General features: G+C 65.6%; 18 protein-coding genes. 14 read left to right on the forward strand and 4 right to left on the reverse strand.

Annotation, left to right across the window (positions count from 1 at the left end; all coding sequences use genetic code 11):
* Window positions 1-96 precede the first annotated feature (96 nt).
* The 6 genes from lysA to prfA all read left to right on the forward strand — a co-directional run bounded on the left by lysA (window position 97) and on the right by prfA (window position 11,339).
* Window positions 97-1,518, forward strand: coding sequence for a diaminopimelate decarboxylase (lysA, locus tag D9V32_RS14665; protein ID WP_121649664.1), 1,422 nt, complete (start codon window positions 97-99; stop codon window positions 1,516-1,518).
* On the forward strand, window positions 1,515-2,831 hold the full coding sequence (locus tag D9V32_RS14670) for a homoserine dehydrogenase (protein ID WP_121649665.1): 1,317 nt from the start codon (window positions 1,515-1,517) through the stop codon (window positions 2,829-2,831). Before lysA ends, D9V32_RS14670 begins: the two co-directional genes overlap by 4 nt.
* Before the next feature lie 148 nt (window positions 2,832-2,979).
* Complete coding sequence (gene thrB, locus D9V32_RS14675) at window positions 2,980-3,936, forward strand: homoserine kinase (RefSeq protein WP_245982349.1); 957 nt, start codon at window positions 2,980-2,982, stop codon at window positions 3,934-3,936.
* 239 nt (window positions 3,937-4,175) lie between these two features.
* Window positions 4,176-7,634 carry a DUF7927 domain-containing protein gene (locus tag D9V32_RS14680; RefSeq protein ID WP_121649667.1) on the forward strand — a complete coding sequence of 1,153 codons (3,459 nt, stop codon included), beginning with the start codon at window positions 4,176-4,178 and terminating at the stop codon, window positions 7,632-7,634.
* 297 nt (window positions 7,635-7,931) lie between these two features.
* The gene (gene rho, locus D9V32_RS14685) at window positions 7,932-10,163 is read left to right on the forward strand and encodes a transcription termination factor Rho (protein WP_121649668.1); all 2,232 of its coding nucleotides are present in this window, start codon (window positions 7,932-7,934) and stop codon (window positions 10,161-10,163) included.
* 96 nt (window positions 10,164-10,259) lie between these two features.
* Window positions 10,260-11,339, forward strand: a complete 1,080-nt coding sequence (prfA, locus tag D9V32_RS14690; protein WP_121649669.1) for a peptide chain release factor 1 — start codon at window positions 10,260-10,262, stop codon at window positions 11,337-11,339.
* 59 nt (window positions 11,340-11,398) lie between these two features.
* Here the strand turns inward: prfA and epsC are convergent, their stop codons facing one another.
* Together epsC and cysK are read right to left on the reverse strand one after the other, a co-directional pair.
* Window positions 11,399-11,962 (reverse strand): serine O-acetyltransferase EpsC, encoded by a 564-nt coding sequence (epsC, locus tag D9V32_RS14695; protein ID WP_220700721.1) that lies wholly within the window; start codon window positions 11,960-11,962, stop codon window positions 11,399-11,401.
* A 9-nt stretch (window positions 11,963-11,971) separates the two neighbouring features.
* On the reverse strand, window positions 11,972-12,910 hold the full coding sequence (cysK, locus tag D9V32_RS14700; RefSeq protein ID WP_121649671.1) for a cysteine synthase A: 939 nt from the start codon (window positions 12,908-12,910) through the stop codon (window positions 11,972-11,974).
* A 192-nt stretch (window positions 12,911-13,102) separates the two neighbouring features.
* Here cysK and prmC point away from each other — a divergent pair, with 192 nt between their 5' ends.
* The 4 genes from prmC to D9V32_RS14720 all read left to right on the forward strand — a co-directional run bounded on the left by prmC (window position 13,103) and on the right by D9V32_RS14720 (window position 17,276).
* The gene (gene prmC, locus D9V32_RS14705) at window positions 13,103-13,999 is read left to right on the forward strand and encodes a peptide chain release factor N(5)-glutamine methyltransferase (protein ID WP_425462012.1); all 897 of its coding nucleotides are present in this window, start codon (window positions 13,103-13,105) and stop codon (window positions 13,997-13,999) included.
* A 280-nt stretch (window positions 14,000-14,279) separates the two neighbouring features.
* The gene (locus D9V32_RS14710; protein WP_121649672.1) at window positions 14,280-15,086 is read left to right on the forward strand and encodes a hypothetical protein; all 807 of its coding nucleotides are present in this window, start codon (window positions 14,280-14,282) and stop codon (window positions 15,084-15,086) included.
* Window positions 15,083-16,654 carry a hypothetical protein gene (locus D9V32_RS14715; RefSeq protein ID WP_121649673.1) on the forward strand — a complete coding sequence of 524 codons (1,572 nt, stop codon included), beginning with the start codon at window positions 15,083-15,085 and terminating at the stop codon, window positions 16,652-16,654. The genes D9V32_RS14710 and D9V32_RS14715 overlap by 4 nt, the downstream gene beginning before the upstream one ends.
* Window positions 16,635-17,276 (forward strand): ATP-binding cassette domain-containing protein, encoded by a 642-nt coding sequence (locus tag D9V32_RS14720; RefSeq protein ID WP_121649674.1) that lies wholly within the window; start codon window positions 16,635-16,637, stop codon window positions 17,274-17,276. Before D9V32_RS14715 ends, D9V32_RS14720 begins: the two co-directional genes overlap by 20 nt.
* 63 nt (window positions 17,277-17,339) lie before the next feature.
* Here the strand turns inward: D9V32_RS14720 and D9V32_RS14725 are convergent, their stop codons facing one another.
* Window positions 17,340-19,322, reverse strand: coding sequence for a YhgE/Pip family protein (locus tag D9V32_RS14725; protein ID WP_121649675.1), 1,983 nt, complete (start codon window positions 19,320-19,322; stop codon window positions 17,340-17,342).
* Window positions 19,322-19,981, reverse strand: a complete 660-nt coding sequence (locus D9V32_RS14730; protein ID WP_183086340.1) for a P-loop NTPase family protein — start codon at window positions 19,979-19,981, stop codon at window positions 19,322-19,324. Before D9V32_RS14730 ends, D9V32_RS14725 begins: the two co-directional genes overlap by 1 nt.
* Before the next feature lie 124 nt (window positions 19,982-20,105).
* Between D9V32_RS14730 and D9V32_RS14735 the strand changes: the two genes are divergently transcribed.
* The 4 genes from D9V32_RS14735 to D9V32_RS14750 form a co-directional block, all read left to right on the forward strand.
* Window positions 20,106-20,828 carry an L-threonylcarbamoyladenylate synthase gene (locus tag D9V32_RS14735; protein WP_121649676.1) on the forward strand — a complete coding sequence of 241 codons (723 nt, stop codon included), beginning with the start codon at window positions 20,106-20,108 and terminating at the stop codon, window positions 20,826-20,828.
* Window positions 20,825-22,099, forward strand: coding sequence for an MraY family glycosyltransferase (locus tag D9V32_RS14740; RefSeq protein WP_121649677.1), 1,275 nt, complete (start codon window positions 20,825-20,827; stop codon window positions 22,097-22,099). The genes D9V32_RS14735 and D9V32_RS14740 overlap by 4 nt, the downstream gene beginning before the upstream one ends.
* Window positions 22,096-22,554: a Cg1360 family ATP-synthase-associated protein gene (locus D9V32_RS14745; protein WP_121649678.1), complete on the forward strand. Its 459-nt coding sequence runs from the start codon at window positions 22,096-22,098 to the stop codon at window positions 22,552-22,554. Before D9V32_RS14740 ends, D9V32_RS14745 begins: the two co-directional genes overlap by 4 nt.
* Window positions 22,555-22,963: 409 nt before the next feature.
* Window positions 22,964-23,654: F0F1 ATP synthase subunit A (locus tag D9V32_RS14750; RefSeq protein WP_147440500.1), on the forward strand; the 691-nt coding region annotated here is incomplete at its 3' end.

Genomic DNA, 23,654 nt, shown 5'->3' on the forward strand with positions numbered 1-23,654 from the left:
GGATTCTGGGAAAATGGGCAGGTGCCGCCCGGCTAGACTGGTCGCACTCCGTCGACCGGCACGTTCCGGTCCCCGCTCCCACAGATTGGTTCCGCCGTGGCCGCTCCTCACACCGACTCCGCCACCGATCTTGCCCCCGCCTGGCTCGATATTCCCGCAGACCCCAACGACCTGGTGCCCGGCCTCTGGCCTGCGAACACCGCGCGCGATGCCGATGGCCGTCTGAGCCTCGCCGGTATTCCGGTCGATGAGCTCGCCGCCACCTACGGCAGCCCGCTCTACGTGATCGATGAGGCAGACTTCCGCGGCCGCGCCCTGCGCACCCGCGCCGCCTTCGACGCCGAGACCGCACGCATCGGCACCACCGCCAAGGTCTACTACGCCGGGAAATCATTCCTCAGTGCCGATGTTGTGCGCTGGGTGGATGAGGCCGGCCTCTACGTGGACGTCTGCAGCGGGGGAGAGTTTGCGCTAGCGCTCGCCGCCGGTGTGCCGGCCGCCCGCCTCGGCCTGCACGGTAACAACAAGTCGCTCGCCGAGATCGACCGCGCCGTGGGTGCGGGAATCGGGGCGATCGTGCTCGATAGCCTGCAGGAGATCGACCGCGTGGCCGATGCCGCCGCCCGTCACGGCGTGGTGCAGAACGTACGCCTGCGCGTGAATTCCGGGGTGCACGCCGACACCCACGACTTCCTGGCCACCTCCCACGAGGACCAGAAGTTCGGCATTACCCGGGCCGACGCCCCCGAGGCAGTGGCACGGATTCGCGCCCGCGCCGAACTGCGCTTTCTCGGCCTGCACTGCCACATTGGCTCGCAGATCTTTGGCTCGGCCGGATTCGCCGAGTCCGCCGCCCGCATGCTTGAACTGCACCGCGACCTGCTCGCTGGTGGCGACATCCCCGAGCTAAACCTCGGTGGCGGATTTGGTATTGCCTACACCCGCGTCGATGACCCCGCCCCGATCGAGGACCTTGCCCGCGATATCGCCGATCACGTGGCCGCCGCCGCCGCGCGTCTCGGTATCACGGTGCCCGTGCTCGCCTTCGAGCCGGGCCGCTACATCTCCGGACCCACTACGATGAGTCTGTACGAGGTTGGCACCACCAAGGATGTATCGGTGGCGCTTTCCGGGGGTGGCACCGCGATCCGGCGCTACCTCTCCGTGGACGGCGGCATGAGCGACAACGCTCGCCCCTCGCTCTACGGTGCACAGTATTCCGCCCGCATGACCAACCGCGTCTCCACCGCTGCCCCCGCGCTCTCCCGCGTGGCTGGAAAGCACTGCGAATCCGGTGACATCGTGGTGTACAACGAATACCTGCCCGCGGACATCGTCCCGGGTGACCGCATCGCCGTCCCCGCGACCGGTGCCTACTGCTGGTCCCTGGCCAGTAACTACAACTTCCTCGGCCGCCCGGCCGTGATCGCCGTCCGTGACGGTGCCGCTCGCCTCCTCGTGCGTGGCGACACCGAGACCGAACTCCTGGCTCGCGATGCCGGATTGGATAAAAAGTGAGTGACCTTCGTACGCTGCGCGTCGCGCTGCTGGGTGCCGGATCCGTGGGATCCCAGGTGGCCCGAATCCTGATCGAGGATCGAGCCGAGCTGGCCGCTCGCGCCGGCATCACGCTCGACCTCGTGGGCGTGGCCGTCCGCAGCCTGGACTCCGCCCGCGACTGGGATATCCCGGCCGAGCTGCTGACCACCGACGCGACCGCGCTGGTGCAGCGTGCCGACGTTGTGATCGAGCTGATCGGCGGCATCGAGCCCGCCCGCACCCTGATCCTGGAGGCCGTGGCCGCCGGAGCAGACGTCGTGACGGGAAACAAGGCGCTGATCGCCGCTCACGGCCCCGAACTGTTTGATGCCGCGGCTCGCGTGGGCGCGCTGATCTCCTATGAGGCCGCCGTGGCCGGTGCCATCCCGATCCTGCGCCCGCTGCGCGAGAGCCTCGCGGGCGACAAGATCAACCGCATCCTGGCGATCGTCAACGGCTCCACCAACTTCATCCTGGACCGCATGGACCGCTTCGGCGACACCATGGAGCAGGCGCAGAAGACCGCGTTTGAGCTGGGATTCCTCGAGGCCGACCCGACGCTCGATGTCGACGGCTATGACGCCGCGCAGAAGGCCGCGATTCTCGCGCGCCTCGCCTTCCACGCCGATGTGCCGGCAGAGGCCGTGTACCGCGAGGGCATCGCGGACATCACCGCCGAGCAGATTCGTGACGCCGCTGCCGCAGGGGCCACCATCAAGCTTCTGGCCATCGCCGAGCGCGTGACCGGCGAGCACGGCGAGGGTATCTCTACCCGCGTTTACCCGGCACTCATCCCCAAGGAGCACCCGCTTGCCTCGGTACACGGCGGTAACAACGCGGTGTTCGTGGAGGCCGCTGCTGCCGGTCCGCTGATGTTCTACGGTGCGGGTGCCGGTGGTGTCCAGACCGCCTCGGCCGTGCTTGGCGACCTGGTGTCGGCCGCGCGTCGTCACGTGGCCGGTGGACCCGGCCTCACCGAGGGCGCGACCGCGAAGCTGCCGCTGATCCCGATCGGCGAGGTGAGTGCGCGATACCAGATCGCGCTGCGCGTGAGCGACCGCCCGGGAGTGCTCGCGCAGATCGCCGGCATCCTCGCCGAGGCCGGTGTCTCGGTCGAAACCGTGGTGCAGTCCGCGGCCGAGGCCGATGAGGTCTCCGGTGAGCACGCCGCAATGCTCGTGATCGGCACCCACACCTCGCGTGAGGACGCCGTTCAGAACACCGTGAACGCCCTGCGCTCGCACGAGGCGGTTCGCGCGGTCATCAGCGTGCTGCGCTTCGAGGGCGAGTAACACTGATCACCGGCGCGTGGGCCACCCAGTGAGGCCCACGCGCCGCCCCCGTATGGTCTCGGCGGTTTTGTACGAGACACCCACTTCACCCGGCCGCCCCGGTGGCCGAAACCCCCGAGCCTCGCTCGGTGTAAGGACTGGTAAAGGAATGAGCCCCTCGGATATGCCCGGGAACGTCGCGACCCTGAGTGGACGCGGCGTTCGAGTTCGCGTCCCCGCAACCTCCGCTAACCTCGGCCCGGGGTTCGACACCCTCGGTCTGGCTCTCAGCGTGTACGACGAGATTGAGGTGAGCGTCCGCGCGGAGCCCGGTGCGTTCGTCGAGATTCACGGCGTGGGCGAGGGCACCGTTCCCACCGACGACACCAACCTCGTGGTGACCTCGATGGCCTATGCGTTTACCGCCGTGGACCAGCCGGTTCCGGGTGTCAACATCATCGCGCACAACACGATCCCGCACGGTCGGGGTATGGGGTCCTCGGGGGCCGCCGTCGTGGCGGGCATCATGGCGGCGAAGGGTCTGCTGGCCGGGATCGTCGAGTTCTCGGACACCGACCTGCTGCGCATCGCCACCGAGATCGAGGGCCACCCGGATAATGTGGCCCCCGCACTGTTTGGCGGGCTCACCATCGCCTGGGAGACCGCTGCCGGACCCAAGCACAAAAAGCTCGAGGTGAACCGCGGTGTCTCGCCGCTCGTGCTGGTTCCCGAGCACACGCTCTCCACCAAGGTGGCGCGTGGCCTCCAGCCCGCGCAGGTACCGCACGAGGACGCAGTGTTCAACGTCTCTCGCTCGGCACTTCTCATCGCCGCGCTCACCCAGAGCCCGGACCTCCTGTGGGATGCCACCGAGGACCGTCTGCACCAGAACTACCGTGCCTCGGCCATGCCCGCGACCCACGAGCTCGTGACCGCGCTGCGGGAGAAGGGTTTCCCCGCCGTGGTGTCCGGCGCGGGCCCGTCGATCCTGGTGCTCGCCGACGGCACCGGCGAGCGGAGCGCGGCGGCCGAGTTTGTCGCCGCCGAGGCCACCGTGCCCTGGCAGGTCCACCCGCTCGCGGTGGATGTGCAGGGGGCGAGCGTCGCCCAGCTCGAGACCGCCTAGATCCAGGATTTGCGCGAAAACGGCCCCCTCCCGGGGGCCGTTTTTTCGTGATTTTGAGCTATTTCATATCAATCGGTTTCAGTTCTCATTTAATCGTGGATTTCGACGCCGAGACCCCGATAGTGTGGCCCACACACACAGGGGAATGGGTGGGTATGTCGCCAATGAAGCGCGTTCACGGTACTCGGGCTGCACGCACGACGGGGGCCCAACATGGACCACGGAGATGGTGCGCCGCGGTGCTGGCACTGGTGCTCGTTGCATCGGGCGGGTTCGCGCTGGATGCGGTGACCGCTCCGCCCGCCTCCGCCGAGGCCGGCGTCGAGGGTACGAGCGTGCAGATCCCTCAGCGCTGGTACAGCTATGTGAGCCCGGGAGAGAGGTTCCAGGTCCGTTCGGCTTTTCGAACCAACACCGGAGCAAACGGCGGTGACCTGGTAACCAAGTGGGTGGTCTATGCCCCCGATGGTGAGGTCGCCTGGGAGTGTAATCAGGCCACCGGGGCCGGAAAACGCTGCGACTGGGAGGGCCCGGTACAGACGGAGGCCGGCGTCTGGGTCGCCGCGCTCGAGCCCGCCCGCGGATCCCACCCCAATAACCACGGGCGCAACATCGTGACCTGGCAGATCAACCCACTGCGCGGGAACTCAACGGTACCGGGCCGCACCTGGAGCGAACGCTTCGACCTCACCGACAGCGCGACGGTGCCCTCCTACCCGATGTGGGTACAGACCGAGTTCGGATACACCTACGAGGTCGAGTATCGCGGCCTGCGCGGTATTACCTCGGCGTTCCAGGCATCGGCCTTCGGTAACGTCAACGGAACCACCTGCGCATCGGTCTATCACTCACTCGCATCGGGGGCGAACAACCCCAAGCCAGATTTTGGTCCGGTGAGCTGGAAGCCGCAGTGTGGTGCCGCCCCGGACAAGGTCTTTTTCGGCAAACCCAACCTTGACGGACTCCCGCGCGTTGTCACGCTGCCCGGCGGTGCCACCACCTGGCTCAACGTTCCCCTCGAAAAACCCGAACTCAGGGTACAGCGGTTCACACCCGATTTCCCGGGTTCCCGAGCGGGGCTGTTCACCTTTGTTGCGAGCGGCTTCGAGGGCAACATCGAGATCCGAATTGATACCGATGGGGATGGCGACTTCGCCGGGCCGAAGGACATCGTGACCCGGTCGGCCATCTACGGTGGCCAGGGGCGGTTCCGCTTTGATGGACGCGACGCCGCCGGGGCCGAGATTCCCACCAGTACGCCGATTGCGTTCCGCGTGGGCATCGAAAAGCTCGGTGAGACCCACTTCCTGCTGGGGGACGTGGAGATCCTCTCCGGAGGTATGAAGGTCACCCGACTGAACGGTCTGCAGAGCAGCGGATCCACGATCGTGCACTGGAACGATGAACCGGTGACCCTGCGCGAATGGGATCGCCAGGCCAACATCAAGTGTGGCACCCTGCCCTCGCCGCTGCGCTCGCCGGAGGAGGGCGTGGACTCGAACGGGGGAGTGCGTGGATGGAGCGCAACCGGATGTAAGGACATGAACGGGAGCGCATCCAGCACCACCAACGGTGGGTCCTGGGGAAACAACCGCTCACTCGACACCTGGGCCTATGAGCGCTTTGATCTCAACGAGCCGGGTGCCCCGGTAGTGACCATGGATATCCCCGGGTTTGCGGTGACGAAGGACTCGGTGCCGGCATCGGGTGTTTCGGTCTCCCCGGGCGAGGTCGTCAACTATACGGTCACCGCGAGTGCCGTGCCCTATTCGCATCCGGAACAGATCTCTCAGCCCGCGAACTTTTGGAACGGCCGCCTCAGCGACACCATCACCGGCGTGACCGATGACGCCGACGTCGATCTGGACGCCCTCACCCAGACCCCCTCCGCACAGGAGCTGGGTGGTGCGATGACGACAATCGTGACGCGCGACGACAACAGGCAGTGGACGTGGACCGGCACGGGCATCCCCGTGGAAACCGCCGTCTCCGTGAACTACTCCGCGGTGGTCAAGCCGCTCGAACAGGGCGGCGATGGTGCGCTGTACAACGTGGCCTTTGCCCATTTGGAGGAGACCCCGCCACCGTTCCCCGAGGGCTGCCCGGTGCTCGATAACCGCAGCCTGGCAACCTGTGGATGGACCGAGCACCCCGTGGACGGCCTCTCGTTCGAGAAGTCGAGTACACCGCTGCGGGAGACGGCGGTGCTGCCGGGTGAGGAGATCACCTACACGCTCTCGTTTGCAAATAACGGGCAAAACCCCGTAGCGATCAATCATGTGGACGATATGAATGGGCTCACGGATGACGTGGACCTCAATGACTTTTCGGTGGATCGGGTGACGATCACTCCGGGGGATGCCACCCTCGTGCCAACCTGGAACGCCGACACCCATCGGATGGGACTGACTGGCACGCTCGAACCGGGCCAGAGCGTTCAGCTGACCTACTCGGTGACCGTGGGGGCCCGCACCGGGGACGGCGTGATCGCGAACTTCCTGCTGCGTGCGGGTGAGGCTCGTCCCGCGGTCTGCGTCGAGGGAAACCGGGGGTGCACCGTGCACTTTGTGCCCTCCCTCGAGATCAAGAAGACGTTCCTCGGAGACTACGAAGACCTCGACGGTAGCGGCTCCATCCGCCTGGGTGACCTCGTGCCGTTCGCCTTCACCGTCACAAACGGTGGTGCGACCGCGATCGAACAGATTCAGGTGATTGATCCGCTCGTCCAGGCGCAGGGGGTGGGCGTGCGCTGCGAAACCACGCGTCTGCGCCCCGGACAGTCGACCACGTGCGTGACCGAAGCCGGGTATGAAATCCAGGCGGCGGATGTGGAGGCCGGGTCGGTAACCAACAGCGCAACCGTGCGTGGCATCCCCACAAATGGTGCCCGTCTGACCTCGGCCGAGAGTGCCGCCACCGTGAACGTGGAACGGGTTGAGCCCGGGCTGAGTATCGTCAAGTCCCTCGATGATGACAACGCGGCCCACCCCGGCGGCGGAGACATCCCCGCGGGCGTCGAGGACGTAAACGACAACGGGCGCGTGGACGCGGGCGATCGCGTCTGGTACGCCTTCACCGTCACCAACACCGGCGATACCCGGCTGGAGGAGGTTCGGGTCATCGATGACAAGCTGACCGAGGCGGGCATCGCCATCGACCGCCCCTCAAACACCCTGAACGTCGGGCAATCGATTCGGTGTGTCAGCGTCGAGCCGTGGATCATTACCGAGGCCGAGGCGGCGGACGGTGCGGTGGAAAACGTCGCCCGCGCGGAGGCGGATAATGCCACGACCGAGCTGATCGAGGCTGAACCCTCCGACCACCGTCTGTCGGTGGATGCGACGGTTTCGCCCTCGCCCTCGCCCAGCGTGACGGTTTCGCCCACGCCGACGCCCACGCCCACCGTAACCGTTTCGCCGACGTCGAGCCCCGCGCCGACCGTGACGGTTTCGCCGACGTCGACCCCGTCGCCGACCGATCCCGGAACGATCTCGCCCACCCCGACGGTGACGGCCACCCTTACCCCGGACCCCTCCGAGCCCGGAACCCCGGGACCAACCATCGGGCCCGGAGGAACCCTCGGTGAGACCGGCCACAATCCACCCACTTCGGGTGGCATCCTCGCGCTGATCCTTCTGCTCTTGGGATCCGGTGCGCTGGTCGCAAAGCGCAGATCCGCCGCGACTTCCCGCGACTAAACACCCGTGAACAACCCCGTACGCCCGCGTGGCGTGCGGGGTTTTTCTCGCGCTTGGGGCGGCCGAGGTGCTAGTCTGGGCATAATCCCACACGGCAACACCGTCTCGAACGCTGTTAGTTTCACGGCGGTAAATCTGGCCGGGCGGGTAATTCTGCACATCAACGCCATCGCTTCTGTGCCCCCGTACCGAGCATTACGTCTCCGGATCGGGTCGGGTCTCGTATCCCGCGTTTCCCATGCCGCGATGAGCATTCAGCCCGTGCCACATGCCCGGGTATAGGGGAAGGAACCCTCCGTGAGTAACACCGAAACCACCTACGAAATCGCCAATGACGCGCTGTCCACCCTGAAGGTGGCCCAGCTGCAGGCCCTGGCCACCGAGCACGGCGTCGTGGGTTCATCCAAGCTGCGTAAGAGCGCCCTGGTCGAAGCCATCGTGGCCGCTCGTGCCGAGTCGGGTGCCGGATCCGTGGCATCCGCCGTCGAGGCACCCGCCGAGACCGAGGCGACGTCGCCGTCGGTCGAGGCACCGGCAGCCGACGCACCGGCAGTAGAGGCACCGGCAGTAGAGGCCCCTGCCGCCGAGGCCGTTCCGGCCGAAGCGGTGGCGCCCGCCGCGGCCGAGCCCGTAATCCGCAAGCGTGGATCGCGTCGTGTCAGCACCAACACGGTCACCGCCGACGCGGTGACCGCCCAGCCCGCTGCCGAAGCCCCCGCTGCCGAAGCCCAGGCCACCGAAACCGCTGCCCCGGTATCCGCTCGTGGACACGTCAACCACGATGGTGCCGCGCTGATCCCGAACACCCCGACCGAGCAGGCCGAGAACGCCGCCGACGCACCCGCCGACATCGACGGCACCGAGGCTCCGCGCGGCAACCGCCGTGGCCGTGGCCGTGGCCGTGGACGCGGTCAGACAAACGCCACCGAGACCACCGAGGCACCCGCCGAGCAGGTCGCCGAGGCCCCCGCCGCCGAGACCACCGAGGCGGCCGAGCCCGCCGCTGAACAGCCGCGCACCAACACCCGTGGCCGTGGCCGCGGCCGTGGACGCGGTGCCGCCGAGCGTACCGAGCAGGCCGAGAACCGCACCGAGGACGCCCCCGAGGCTCGTCAGAATGACCGTAACAACGGCCAGAACGGCCAGAACGGCCAGAACGACGGAGCCCGCAACGAGAACACCCGCGGTCAGAACGATCGCGCACAGAACGATCGCGCACAGAACGATGGCGCTCGAAACGATCGCAACAACGGCCCCGCCGAGCGCGCCCAGAACACCGAGGACGACGGCGCTCGCGGCCGCGGACGCTACCGTGACCGCAAGCGTCGCGGCGTGGGCGAGGACGGCGAGATCGAGCTGGCCGAAGACGACGTGCTGCTGCCCATCGCCGGTATCCTCGATGTCCTGGACAACTACGCCTTCGTGCGCACCTCCGGTTACCTGCCCGGCACCAACGACGTCTACGTGTCGCTCGGCCAGGTAAAGAAGTACAACCTGCGCAAGGGTGACGCCGTGGTCGGCTCCATCCGCCAGCCCCGCGAGGGCGAGCAGAACGCCCGCCAGAAGTACAACGCCATCGTCAAGGTTGACTCGATCAACGGTCTGTCCGTTGAGGATGCCGCGAACCGCGTCGACTTCGGTGAGCTGACCCCGCTCTACCCGCAGGAGCGCCTGCGCATGGAGACCGAGCAGGGCAAGCTGACCCAGCGCATCATCGACCTGGTCGCCCCGATCGGTAAGGGCCAGCGCGGCCTGATCGTTGCCCCGCCGAAGGCCGGTAAGACCATCGTGCTGCAGCAGATCGCCAACGCCATCGCGACCAACAACCCCGAGACCCACCTCATGGTTGTGCTCGTGGACGAGCGTCCCGAGGAGGTCACCGACATGCAGCGCACGGTGAGCGGCGAGGTTATCGCCTCGACGTTCGACCGCCCCGCGGAAGACCACATCACCGTTGCCGAGCTCGCCATCGAGCGCGCGAAGCGTCTGGTGGAGCTCGGTACCGACGTCGTCGTGCTGCTCGACTCGATCACCCGCCTCGGCCGTGCCTACAACCTGGCCGCCCCCACCTCGGGCCGCGTGCTCTCCGGTGGCGTGGACGCCGCGGCGCTGTACCCGCCGAAGCGCTTCTTCGGTGCCGCCCGCAACATCGAGAACGGTGGCTCGCTGACCATTCTCGCCACCGCGCTGGTTGAGACCGGTTCGAAGGCCGATGAGGTCATCTTCGAGGAGTTCAAGGGCACCGGAAACTCCGAGCTACGCCTCAGCCGTCAGCTGGCCGATAAGCGCATCTTCCCGGCCGTGGACGTCAACGCCTCCTCGACCCGCCGCGAGGAGATGCTGCTCGGAAACGACGAGGTCAAGGTCACCTGGAAGCTGCGTCGTGCCCTCGCCGGCCTCGACCCGCAGCAGGCCCTCGAGGTTGTACTCGGTAAGCTGAAGGAGACCTCCAGCAACGTCGAGTTCCTCGTACAGATGCAGAAGTCGATGCCGGCACCCACCTCGGGTAACGGTCACGACCACCGCTAGCTGTTTTCCTCGAACCCGTTTCTCGCCGGCAGGTCACTGCCGCGGGCAGCGGGTTCGGGCTTTTTCCCCGAAAACAGTTTTGAGATAAGGAATCACATGTTTGAATCAGTGCAGACACTGATCGAGGAGCACGCCGATCTGCAGGAGCAGCTCGCGGATCCGGCCGTCCATCAGGACCCGGCTCGCTCGAAGAAGATCAACCGTCGCTACGCCGAGCTGAGCAAGATCATTGCCGCGCACACCCGCTGGCTGCAGTCTCAGGAAGACCTGGAGGCCGCCCGTGAGATGGCCAAGGAGGACGACGAGTTCGCCGCCGAGGTTCCCGCGCTCGAGGAGGGTCTGGCCGAGAACCAGGAGAAGCTGCGTCGACTGCTGATCCCGCGCGACCCGGATGACGCCCGCGACGTGATCATGGAGATCAAGGGTGGCGAGGGTGGGGCCGAATCGGCCCTGTTCGCCGCCGACCTGCTGCGCATGTACACGTACTATGCGGAGTCCAAGGGCTGGAAGACCGAGATGCTCGAGGCCGACCACAGCGACCTGGGCGGATACAAGAACGTTCAGGTGGCGATCAAGTCGAACGCCACCGACCCCTCGCAGGGCGTGTGGGCTCACCTCAAGTACGAGGGTGGCGTGCACCGCGTTCAGCGCGTGCCGGCCACCGAGTCGCAGGGCCGCATCCACACCTCGACCACCGGTGTGCTGGTGTTCCCCGAGGTTGATGAGCCCGAAGAGGTTGAGATCAACCAGAACGACCTGAAGATCGACGTGTACCGTTCCTCGGGCCCCGGCGGCCAGTCGGTGAACACCACCGACTCCGCCGTGCGCATCACCCACCTGCCCACCGGTATCACCGTGGCCATGCAGAACGAGAAGTCGCAGCTGCAGAACCGTGACGCCGGTATGCGCGTGCTGCGTGCCCGCCTGCTGGCCCACCAGCAGGAGCAGCTTGACGCCGCGGCTTCGGACGCCCGTAAGAGCCAGATCCGCACCATGGACCGCTCGGAGCGCATCCGTACGTACAACTTCCCGGAGAACCGCGTTGCTGACCACCGCACCGGCTATAAGGCGTACAACCTGGATGCCGTCATGAACGGTGCCATGGAGCCCATCATTCAGTCGGCGATCTCCGCTGACGAGGAGGCTCGCCTGGCCGAGATCGGCGACAAGGGCTAGTCTCACCCACAGCATAGCGGCCCCGGAATCTCACGATTCCGGGGCCGCTTGTGCGTGGGCTAGATGAAGTATTCGGGGGTCACCGGATCGGTGACGATCTTGCGCACCTTGGCGGGGACACCCACGAGGAGGGAGTCCGAGGGGGCGTCCTTTGTGACCACGGCATTGGCGCCGACGGCGCTGCGCGGACCGATGGTAATGGGGCCGAGGATTTTGGCTCCTGCACCGATGGTCACGCCGTCGCCGATGGTGGGGTGGCGCTTGCCCTTCGCGAGAGACTTCCCGCCGAGGGTGACGCCGTGATAGATGAGGACGTCATCGCCGACAACGGCGGTTTCACCGATCACGACGCCCATGCCGTGGTCGATGAAGAAGCGGCGGCCGATCTGCGCACCCGGGTGGATTTCGATCCCGGTCATGAAGCGCACAATCTGCGAGTTGAGCCGCGCGAGCAGCTTGAATCCGCGCCGCCACAGGGCGTTACTGACCCGGTGTCCCCACACCGCGTGCACGCCCGAGTACAGCAAACCGACCTCGAACGAGGATCGGGCCGCAGGGTCGTGCGTGCGCGCGGTGTGGAGGTCCTCGCGCAGGCGCGCGAAGGGACCGGAGACGGTGCGAATAATGGGTCCTTACTCGGCCAGGCCCGCCCAGAGCGCGGTGGAGATGTAGCGCTCACCGGTGTCGGGAACGACGGCCACGATGGTCTTGTCGGCGTTCTCGGGGCGACGAGCGAGCTCGAGAGCGGCCCACAGGATCGCGCCCGAGGAGATACCCGCCAGGATACCCTCCTTCGCCGCGAGGTCCCGAGCCGTTTCCAGCGAGTCCTCGAAGGACACATCGATGACCTCGTCGTACACCTCGGTGTCGAGGACCGGCGGGACGAAGTTGGCACCGATGCCCTGGATCTTGTGCGGTCCCGGCTTGCCACCGTTCAGGATGGGGGAGTCGATCGGCTCAACGGCCACGATCTTGACCTCGGGCTTGAGCTCCTTGAGCCGCTGGCCCACACCGGTCACGGTGCCACCGGTGCCGACACCGGCGACGAAGATGTCGACGCCACCCTCGGTGTCGCGCCAGATTTCCTCGGCGGTGGTCTCGCGGTGGATCTGCACGTTGGCGGCGTTGGCGAACTGCTCGGCGAGGATTGCGCCCGGGGTCTCAGCCACGATCTCGGCGGCCTTCTCCACGGCACCGCGCATACCGGCGGCCGGGTCGGTCAGGACGAGCTCGGCACCGAAGGCGCGCAGCAGGGCACGGCGCTCGACGCTCATCGAGGAGGGCATGCTGAGGACGACCTTGTAGCCGCGGGCCGCACCAACGAGGGCCAGGCCGATGCCGGTGTTACCGGAGGTGCCCTCAACGATGGTACCGCCGGGCTCCAGCGCACCCGAGGCCTCGGCGGCGTCGATGATGGCGATGGCGAGGCGGTCCTTCACCGAAGAACCGGGGTTGAAGAACTCAAGCTTGGCGAGGACCGTGGCGTCCGACTCGGCGGCGAGGCGGTTGATCCGAACCAGGGGGGTGTTACCAAAGGTCGAGGTGATGTCCTCGTGGATGTATGCGTTCACGGGTGTGTGTCCTTACCGTTAGGGGTCAGCGGCTCGTGCCGGTGCGGTGACCCTCGCGCCCGCGGGCGCGAGGAGGCATGCGGCTCTAGCCTATTGCGGGGAGCGGGCCACCGCGAGGGCACCGTCATTCGGATAGGGTTTATTACGCTGTGTGTTCGCGCAGCGCAGATCTGAGCAGGGGAAAACGCCGTCGTGACACACGAGAGTATTGACGCAGATTCGGGTGCTGGGGCGGCGCCCCTGGGCGCCGTCCGTGATGGGGTAGAGGCTCGCCTCGCCGCCGCGGGCATCGCCGATGCGCGGATTGACGCGGAACTGCTGATCGGCCACGTGCTGGGTCTTGGCCGCGGCGAGCTACAGACCGCCATCATCCTGGATCGCGAGATCGGCGCGGATGACCGCGTCACCCTCGAACCCCTGGTAGCGCGCCGAGTGTTACGCGAGCCGCTGCAGCACATTCTTGGCACCGCACCGTTCCGTGCGATGGAACTGTTTGTTGGGCCCGGGGTTTTTGTGCCGCGGCCCGAGACCGAGCAGGTCGTGCAGTACGCGATCGATGCGCTGCGGGTACTGCCCGATGAGGCACCCATCGCGATCGATCTCGGCACCGGGTCTGGCGCAATCGCCCTGGCCATGGCCACCGAGGTGCCCAACGCCCGCGTCTTCGCCCTCGAAAAGATGGACGCCGCGCACGCCTGGGCCGCCCGTAACTTCGAAAAGATCGGGGCGAGCAACGCGACCCTCGTGCACGGTGACATGGCGGAGGCCTTCACCGAGCTGCACGGCACCGTCGCGGTCCTCATCTCGAACCCGCCGTACATTCCCGCCCGAGCCATTCCGCGCGATATCGAGGTGCGCGAGTACGACCCTCCCACCGCGCTCTTTGGCGGGGAAGACGGCCTCGACCTCGTGCGCGTGATCTCCCGCCGCGGGCTCGACCTCGTGCGCTCCGGTGGCACGCTGATCCTCGAACACGGCGAGCTGCAGGGCGAGGCGATCCGCGCGATCCTCGCCTCCGACGGCTGGCGCACCCCGGCCACCTTCCCGGACTTCACCCTGCGCGACCGCGTGACCACCGCGGTCCGATAGCGGCACACACAAGACGGCATCACCCCTCGGGGTGGTGCCGTCTTGTGCATTCCGGCGGTGGGTGCCCCCCCAGAGCGGGGGATACGAGAGTGCTTGATGCCTGTAAATTCGGCGGTTCGGCGGGGGATCTCGGTGCGAGTTACCGCTCTCAGAGAGGAAACGTTCGTTCGGCACTCCCCTCATTCGTTACACTCGACGTGAGTGCATACTCAGTATTCACTGGGTGGATGTGGCTCAGCTCCTCCGAAGAGGAAGGCACGAGCGTAGAGAGGGGAATCCCATGAGATCAGTTTTCACCATCACCGCCACGAGGTTTTCCTGGCCGATCGCGATCGGCGTTGCCCTGGTGAGCCTGGCGATCATGATCTTCTGGGGCCTGGATCAGGGGCAGGGAAGCGTGATCTATTCGGAGCTTGGCCTCTTCACCTCGGCGCTGGGATCACCCCTCATGCTGATCCTCCCCCTCGTCCCGGTGCTCGCCGGAGCGCTGCCCACGGCCACCGCCATCTCGCGACGCTTCGTCTCACAGCTGTGGACGCGAACCTCAATGAAGGCCTGGCTCGTTCGTCATCTGCTGGGCACCGCGGTACGCGTCTGGGCGGTATTCTTTGTGACCTTCCTTCTGCTCTACATTTTTGCCTTCGCCCTGTGGCCGAACATCCAGCCGGAAGTGCTGAGCCCGGAAAGCTACGGCCTGAGCGCGGATCAGGTGCTCGGGTACGCACGCACAAGTTTTAGCTTTTCGCAGATGATGGTGTTCGGGCCCGGGATGTTTGGTGTGCTCTTCTGCGCGCTGCTGGCGCTGCAGTGCGCGCTCTACTGCGCGCTCGCCCAGGCCGCGCTCCTGCTGACCGGCCGCATCCTCCTGGGACTTACCGTTCCGGTCGCGCTCTACTTCCTGCAGTCCATCCTCATGGCGCTGATCGGCCAACCCGCGTTTGGCCTGATGTACGTGTTCAACCCGAGTGGGCTGGTGCAGGGGCCGATCTGGCAGCCCGTTCTCGTTCTGCTACTTCTCCTCGGAGTCACGATCCTTGCGTCGGCTCGCGTGGTGCGGTCGAGACACGATCTCGCGAGCCTGGCGTGAAGAGGCTTCAGACTGCCGAGTGGATCGCCGCGCGCTCGGGTGTGGCTCCCGGGCTGCGCCCCCGGATCATCACACGCCGCAGCACGATCATCCTCGGCGGGATCACACTGCTCTACTGGTTTTCAAACCTCGGGACCGTGGTGACGATTGCGCCGGACGTCGGCACGATATTTGCCCCGGACCTCGTGGCCCTCACCGCGGCCGATTCGTCGTTTCTCGTGTTTGGGGTGCTCTCGGTCTGGATCGTTGTTGCACTCAGTGCCTCCCTCAACGGACGCCGGCTTGAACACATCCTTCGATACGGAAGCCGAAGCCGCCTCCTCTACCGGGTGGGGTTTGTCGAGGGCGCGACCGCGGCCGGGATCTGGGTGGGCGTGATCTACGTGATCCTCGGCTCGCTCTCGCTACTGACGGCGGGCGGAGAGGCGCGACTCTTCGGCGATCTGCCTCCGTTGGGTGGGCAGCTCTTCGGACTGCACCTGGCACACGCGGTCAAACTCGCGCTCTTCCTCGTGGTGACGCGAATGCTTCTTACAGCCTGTGCCCTCTTTGCGCGGCGGGCAGCAATTGCCGTGGGGGTTCTGATCTGGATTCTCTGCGCGTGGGGAAGCGCGTTTTCGGATTCGATTCCGGCTGCGGTGAACCCAACCACGCTCATGAACCTCTTGCCACAGAGCTCCGAGGTGGATCTGCAGGTTCGTGGATTTTGTACCCTACTCATCGTCGGTGGCCTGATCTGGGGTCTGACGCGCGGCGTAGACGCCGTTACGGGCGATGCGCCGGCAACGATACGAGAAAAGCTTCGTCATCCGCGCCTGTGGTGGGGTGACGCACCGATTCGTGGGGTGTTCGTGCTCGTGCTCGCAGCCGTGGTGGCTGGGGTGGCTTGGAACGGTTCGGGGAACGGAGAATCCTCGTTTGGAGACGTCCTTGTCGCGCTATTCGGTGGGTACCGACTGACCCTGGTGCAGGCCCTGCTCGAGACTGTGTTCACCATGGGGTTCGTCTGGTGGCTGCTGCTTGCGGACGATCAGCGGCAGCAATCGGGGTGGGCAGAGGCCGTGCTCCTGCGTCGCGGAAGTAGAAGGCGCGCCTTCGTCCACCGCCTGGGTGAGCAGGCGCGAGCGCTGGCGGTGTACGTGATCAGCGTGAGTGTCGTGTTGTCGCTGGTGTTCGGCGCGGTGAATGGGAATTTTGCATCCGGGAACGCCGGAATCGACGCGGTCCAGGGCGGCGCGCACCTGCTGATAAACGGGACCGGGCAGATCGCGATTTACCTCCTGATCGTCACCCTCGTTCGTGCGATCAGTTCCACCCGGATTGTCGCCATCGTGATACTCGCGGCACTGGTCGTGTTCCCCCTGCCAGGCGTGGTTTCGGTCGTGGTTCCCCTGCATCGTTTCGGGGTCGCACCCCTCGCCGATGGCGGCTGGGAGTGGATCCTCACCGTGGCCCTGCAAAACACCATCCTCATCGTCATCCTCATTGCCCTGGGCTACGTTTTCGCAGACGGACCGCGGGCAGCACTCAACAAATTGGGAGTACAAAATGACCGCAACCGTCCTTGAGTTTCGTGACGTCACTAAGACGTTTCGGGGCACCGTCCTGTTCGAAAACGTGAGCTTTTCGCTGGAGGAGGGCAAGACGTATGCGCTGCGCGGCCCCAACGGCTCCGGAAAGTCCGTGTTGATGCGACTAATGACGCGAATCACCCGGCCGAACGCGGGCGAGGTAATCGTCGCGGATCGGTACCTGGGGAAGGGGCGGGTATTTCCGGATTCCTTCGGCACAATGATCGACGGGCCCGCGTACCTGCCTTCAATATCGGGGCTGGGGAACCTGCTGGAGCTTGCGCGCATACGCAACCGGGTGTCCGAGGAGGAGATCCGTGCGCTGATGCTCACGCTGGGGCTCGACCCCGACTCCCGAAAGCCCGTTCGACGATACTCGATGGGAATGAAGCAGAAACTCTCGATCTGTCAGGCCCTGATGGAGTCTCCTGACGTCTTGATTCTCGATGAGCCGTTCAACGCCCTGGACGATCGCAGCGTGGAGATCGTGAAGGACCTCATCCGTCAGCAGCAGTTGGCACATCGCACCATCGTCCTAACGAGCCACAATGTGGCGGATCTGGATGAGCTCGCGCACCACTCGCTGGTGGTGCGGGGTGAGGCCGTAGTACTCGAATAGCGAGCTCACGCAGAACGGCACCACCCCGAGGGATGGTGCCGTTTCGCGTATGAGGCCCGGTGCCTACCCGATCAGGCTCGGCTGCAGGTCGCGCAGTGTGCGGTAGTGCGTCATCCTCGTGACCCCGAGCGCCGAGATGACGAGCGCGCCGAGGGCGATCAGGGCGAGCACGATGGCGTCATGCCCGGCCGCCTCGAGGTTTCCGCCGTACATCAGCTGACGCATGCCGTCCACCGCGAACGACATCGGGAGGAAGTGGTGCAGCCAGGCGAGCGGCGCGGGGAGGGTTTGCCAGGGGAACGTACCGCCGGCGGTGACCAGCTGAATCACCATGAGCACGAGCCCCAGGAACTGACCAACGCTGCCCAACCAGACGTTCAGCGCGAGGATAATCGCGGCGAACGTCACCGAGGCCAGCGCCATCATGCCATAGGCGCCCACCGGGTTGGATACCTGGAATCCGAGGGTACCCGCGACGATCCCAAACAGCGCGATCATCTGAATCGCACCCAGGATGGCCGGGGTCATCCAGCCGGCGATGGTGATCTTGATGGGGGAGTGCAGCGCGGTGATGGCGCGACGCGAGAAGGGCTTCAGGATGAGGAACAGCGCGTAGATGCCGATCCAGCCCGCGAGGCTCACGAAGAACGGAGCCAGACCCGCGCCATAGGTGCCCGCGCTGGTGACCGCGGTCGAGTGCAGGTTGACCGGGTTCGAGATGTTCTTTGCCTGCTCTGTGCGCAGGGTGATCGAGGCGTCCGGGATCTGCTGGGCACCGTCGCTCAGTCCGCTCGTGAGCGTGCCGAGCCCGCCGTGCAGGGTGGTCAGGCCGCCACCGAGTTCACCGAGCTTATCGGTCAGGGTGTCGAGGCCCGAGCGCAGGGTGCCCGCGGCATCGGCGGCGCGCACGGCACCGTCGCGCAGCGTGCCCGCGCCGTCCGCGAGCTGACCGATACCGCCGGCGAGCTGCGGGGTGGCATCGGCGAGGGTCTTGCTGCCGGCGGCGAGGGCCGATGAGCCGGTGCTCAGCTGATCGAGCTGGCCCACAACGCCCTGCACCTTGGAGTTGCTGTCGGTCGCCAGTCCGCCCACGCGGTCAAACTCGGAGAGGATGCGCTGTGCGGCGTCCGCCGGAACACCGGCCGAGGCGAGGTCCGCGGCGATCTTCGCGCGGGCATCCGGAATCTGGTTGATGAGATCGGTCGAGGCCTTGGCAACCTCGTCGCCGACCTGGGCGATCTTGCCGTTGCCGGCGGCGACCTGGGCGGCACCATCGGCGAGCTTCCGAGTCTGATCCGGCAGCTGGGCGGTCTGATTACGCAGGGTATCGAGCCCACCCGCAAGGGTCTGCGAACCGTCCCGCAGGCTGTTCAGGCCGGTGCCGAGTTCCCCGGCACCATCCCGCGCCTGACCGGCACCCTGGGCGAGGGCATCCGCCCCCTCCCGCGCGGTCTGCGCGCCATCGGTCAGCTTGGTCCCGCCATCGGCGGCCTCCACGAGGTTCCCGCGAATCTTCGCGAGGCCGTCGAGGAAGGTCTGGGCTGCCTGCTTGTTTACCGTGGCCACGATCTGGGTCTGCACGGTCTTTGCTGCCTGAGTACCGATGGTGGTGGCCAGGTAGCTGTTGGCATCGTTGGTGGTCAGGATGACCTCGGCCTGACGCGGTGCATCGGTCTGCGAGGAGGCGAGGGCCTCCGAGAAGTCCTTGGGCAGGGTCAGCGAGAAGTCGAAGTCGCCGTTTTCTACGCCACGCTTCGCCTCGGCCTCGCTCACCCGCTGCCAGGCAAACGTGCCGTCCTTGATCAGATTGTCGGCCACATCGTCACCGAAGTGCGTGGTCTTGCCGTTCTGGGTGACACCGGTGTCGGCGACCACGAGCGCGACCGGGATGCGGTCCAGGCGATCGTAGGGGTTCTGGTTGGCCCAGAGGTAGAGACCGCCGTAGAGGAGGGGGACAATCATCAGCGCGAGGAACGCGAGGCGCGACATCGGGGTGGCCCAGAGCCGGGCAAACTCCGCGCGAATCATGGCGAATACCTTGAGCATTAGGCGAGTCCTTCCAGACCAAAGAGGGTCGCGGTATCGGAGGGCACGGTGGCACCGGGCACAACCTCACCGGTCGCGGAGATGGCGGAGTGAGCGGCGACCCCGGCAATGACGAGCACGGCTAAATTCTGGGCGGCGAGCTCGCGAGCGATGCGCCACCAGGTTTCCGGGTCGCCACCGTGACGATCGGGGGAGACCAGCACGATTCCGGTTACGCCGGGACGGCGGGTGGCCAGGTTCGTGAGAAGACGGATGCGGTCTCCCGGGGCGAGATCCGCAATGTCGGTGCCCGCGCGATCGCGCAGCCCGAACTCATCGAGGGTGCGGCCCACCGCAATCGGGTGGCTCTTCAGCCCGGCGAACATGAGCTCCTCGGCCACAACCTGTGAAACCGCCACATTTCCAGCGGGTTCGCTCACGATCGGGGCGTCAACGAGGGCGATTTCGCGGCGAATGCGGGAGGAATCGACGGTGCCATCAATCAGCACGGTTCCGGTGTCGGGACGCATCCGACCGGCGGCGATCAGGCCCAAGACGGTGGGGCGCTGCTCCGTTTCGGCTCGCGCAAACGTGGCGGTCCCGGTCTGCAGCACGAGACTGGTGTCGGGTAGCGCCGAACCATTCTTGCCCTTACTGACCTGGCGAAGTTCGATTCTCATTCAGGATCCTTTATGTTATGTCTGTATCCATTCTGCGCTCTCTACCTGGGTGATGCCGTGTATTGACGCACGAACCGGGCCAAACAGGGGATACACGTGAACTGCGCGATAGAATCTGTTCATAATGTCCCGCATCTATGACTGCGCCGAGAGCGCTCAACTCGATACCGGCCTGAAACTGGCCAAGATGTCCCTCGGCCGTGGGGAACTCGTCGTCGTACCGACCGATACCGTCTACGGTGTCGCCGCCGACGCCTTCTCGCCCGCCGCGGTGAACGCGCTCCTGGCCGCGAAGGGTCGCGGGCGCCAGCAGCCCCCGCCCGTGCTGGTCGCCGATGTGGGTACCCTGCACGCGCTCGCCGAGAGCGTGCCCGAGGCCGTGACCGATCTGGTCGCGGCATTCTGGCCCGGCGGCCTCACCATCGTGCTGAACGCCCAGCCGTCCCTGGTATGGGACCTCGGAGATACCCACGGAACCGTGGCCGTGCGCATGCCGAACAACCCGATCACCCTCGCGCTGCTGCGCGAAACCGGCCCGCTCGCGGTGTCCTCGGCCAACCTCACCGGGCTACCCGCCGCAACCTCGGCCGCCGAGGCCGAGCTGATGCTCGGCACCTCCGTCCACATCTACCTCGATGGCGGCCCGGCCGGAGAAACCGCCTCCACCATCGTCGACGCCACGCGCCTCTCCGGACCGGACGGCCGCGTCTTCGTGCTGCGCGAGGGTGCGGTCAGCCGTGAGGCCCTGCGCGGGGTCCTGGGCGACCTCCTCGCCGATGCCGGCGAAACCCCCACCAAGACTCAGGAGAACGCCGAGGAATCCGGTACCGAGACCGGTGCCGGATGATCCAGTACGTCCTCGTCACGTTCCTGACGGCGCTCACCACCTGGGCGCTGTCCTGGGCCGTCTACAAGATTGCCCTGAAGTACAAGCTCTACCCCGAGATCCGTGATCGTGATGTACACACGCGTCCGACCCCACGGCTCGGTGGCGTCGCGATGTTCCTCGGAGTCATCGCCGCCGCAATCTACGCGTCGATCAACCCGTTTCTCTCGCAGACCTTCAGTGATGCCCCGGGGCAACTCATCGCCGTGCTGGGTGCCGCCGCACTCATCGTCGTCGTGGGTGTCCTGGATGACCTGATCGATCTGGACTGGATGATCAAGCTCGCCGCACAGTTCGTTGCGGCCGGTGTCATCGCGTTCAGTGGCGTGCAGCTCTACTCGCTGCCCATCGGCGGCATTACCGTCGGCTCAAGCCAGATGTCGTTTGTGCTCACCACGTTCACGCTCGTGCTGATCATGAACGCGGTGAACTTTATCGACGGGCTCGACGGCCTGGTTGCGGGCGTTGGCCTGATTGCCAATGGCGCGTTCTTCATCTATGGCTACCTGCTCGTACGCTCGATGGGGCAGACCTCATTCTTCAACCTGCCGCTGCTGCTCTCGGCCATTCTGGTCGGGATCTGCGCGGGCTTCCTCTTCCTCAACTGGCACCCCGCCAGGATGTTCATGGGCGATGCCGGAGCGCTGCTGATCGGCCTCCTGATGGCTACCTCCGCCGTGGCTATCACCGGCCAGATCGATCCCTCCGCCCTCGGCGTCGGTCAGGGGACAGCCTCGGTCGGTCGCACCCAGCTGATCGGTGCGTTTATCCCGATCATCCTGCCAGTCGCCATCCTCGTTGTGCCGCTGCTCGACTTCGTGCTCGCGGTCTTCCGCCGCACGGTCGCCGGTACCTCACCCTTCACCGCCGATCGCAAGCACCTGCACCACCGCCTCCTCGATATGGGCCACAGCCACCTCCAGGCCGTGCTCGTTTTCTACGCCTGGACCGCCGTCATCTCGGCCTCCTGCCTGATCGCCTTCGTGGTCACGCCCAGCTGGATCGCCGTGGTGTTCCTCGTGGTTGGCGTCATCATCTGCCTGCTCTGGACCTTTGCGCCGCGCCTCAACCGCTGGCGTGCCCGCAGCATCGCCGTACGCGAGGCGCGTGCGGCCGGTGAAACCGTGGTCCCCGAACCCTTCCGTGCCCCGCGCCGACCCAAGGCCCCCGCCGAGACGCCCTCGGACGCCCCGACCCCCGACCTCCCCGCAGCTAAGGACACCCCCGCATGAACGCAAACCCGATCTTCCGAAAGAGCCTGATCTGGGGTGGTCTGCTCGCGCTGGCCATCGCCGTGGTGGGCGGTGTGGTGGGCGTGATCGTCGACGGTCAGCGCGGCCTGTGGTCGGCGCTCATCGGTACCGCGATGGCTGCGGTGTTCCTCGGTATCACCGTGGCCTCGATCCTGGTGGCCAACCGCTTCACCAAGTCCGACCTCTACGTGCCGATCTTCTTCGGTCTGGTGATGGGCGGCTGGATCGTCAAGTTTGTACTGTTCCTGATCCTCGCCTGGAACCTCTCGGGTGCCGACTGGATCAACAAGGTGGTTCTGCTGCTCTGCCTCATCGCCGGCGTCATCGGCACCCTGGTGGTGGACTGCATCGCCGTCGCGAAGGGCCGCCTGCCCGCGGTCAGCGACATCGAACTGCCGAAGTACGTGGACCCGGACGAGAAGCCCGCCGTCTAATCACAAAAGTTATGTATTGGTTTGGCTCGCGCCGACACTAATCTGGGACGCGACAGTCGGCAATTCATTTAAGGACACGCCGCTCGACAGGGACCGCACTTCGGTGCGGTCCTTCGTGCGTAAATCGGCGCAATTCCGGCGATTTTGGCCGTGGATAACACGTGCGAACCTGCCGCTTTTACACCCGCAAGCTGTGGATTGAGGTTTTCCACACCGTATCGACAACAAATTGGGTGGATTTAACAAGCTTTCAGGCGTAGTGGGGGCCAAAAATTTGATAGGCTAACTGAAGTTCCCCAGCTGAAGTGTGCAGTTTTTTTGCATGTGCGGGTGGGGGCGTCCAAACATTCGTCGTCGCGAGAGCTGAGCTCCACGCCCGAAACAGGAGATAGCGCTGATAGTAAACGCTGTGCACCTGCTGGTCCCGACCGGAAACGATGATGGTTTCCACGCGCCGTCCATTATGGAGTTCTTCCCTGAGGTCTTCCTCTTTGAAGATTCTCCGTTCGCGATCAACCGCATCATGCTGGTGCGTTTCATCGCTGTCGCCGCTCTTTTGGTGTTGTTCTGGATCGGCACCCGCCGGATGCGAGTCGTCCCGGGTCGCTTCCAGAGCCTGATCGAGATGGGACTCGACCTCGTTCGAGTCAACATCGGCGAGGATCTCCTCGGCAAGAAGGATGCAAAGCGCTTCCTGCCGATCCTCACCACCATCTTCTTCATGGTTCTATTCATGAACATCACGGGAGTCATTCCGTTCCTCAACATCGCCGGTACCTCGGTCATCGGTGTCCCGTTGGTTCTTGCCCTGGTGTCTTATATCACCTTCATCTACGCCGGTATTAAGAAGAGCCCGAAGAAGTTCTTCAAGAACTCGCTGTTCCCCGCTGGGGTTCCGTGGCCGGTCTACATTATTGTGACCCCGATCGAGCTCGTCTCAACCTTCGTCATTCGTCCGGTCACCCTGACCCTGCGACTGATGATGAACATGGTCGTTGGTCACCTTCTGCTGGTGCTGTTCTTTGCAGCCACGCAGTTCTTCATTTTTGCTGCGGGTGGCCTCTGGCCGCTGCTCGGCATCGGAAGCCTGGCATTCGGCT

This window comes from Mycetocola tolaasinivorans, assembly GCF_003667565.1.
In the GTDB taxonomy this organism is placed as follows: Bacteria; Actinomycetota; Actinomycetes; order Actinomycetales; family Microbacteriaceae; genus Mycetocola; species Mycetocola tolaasinivorans.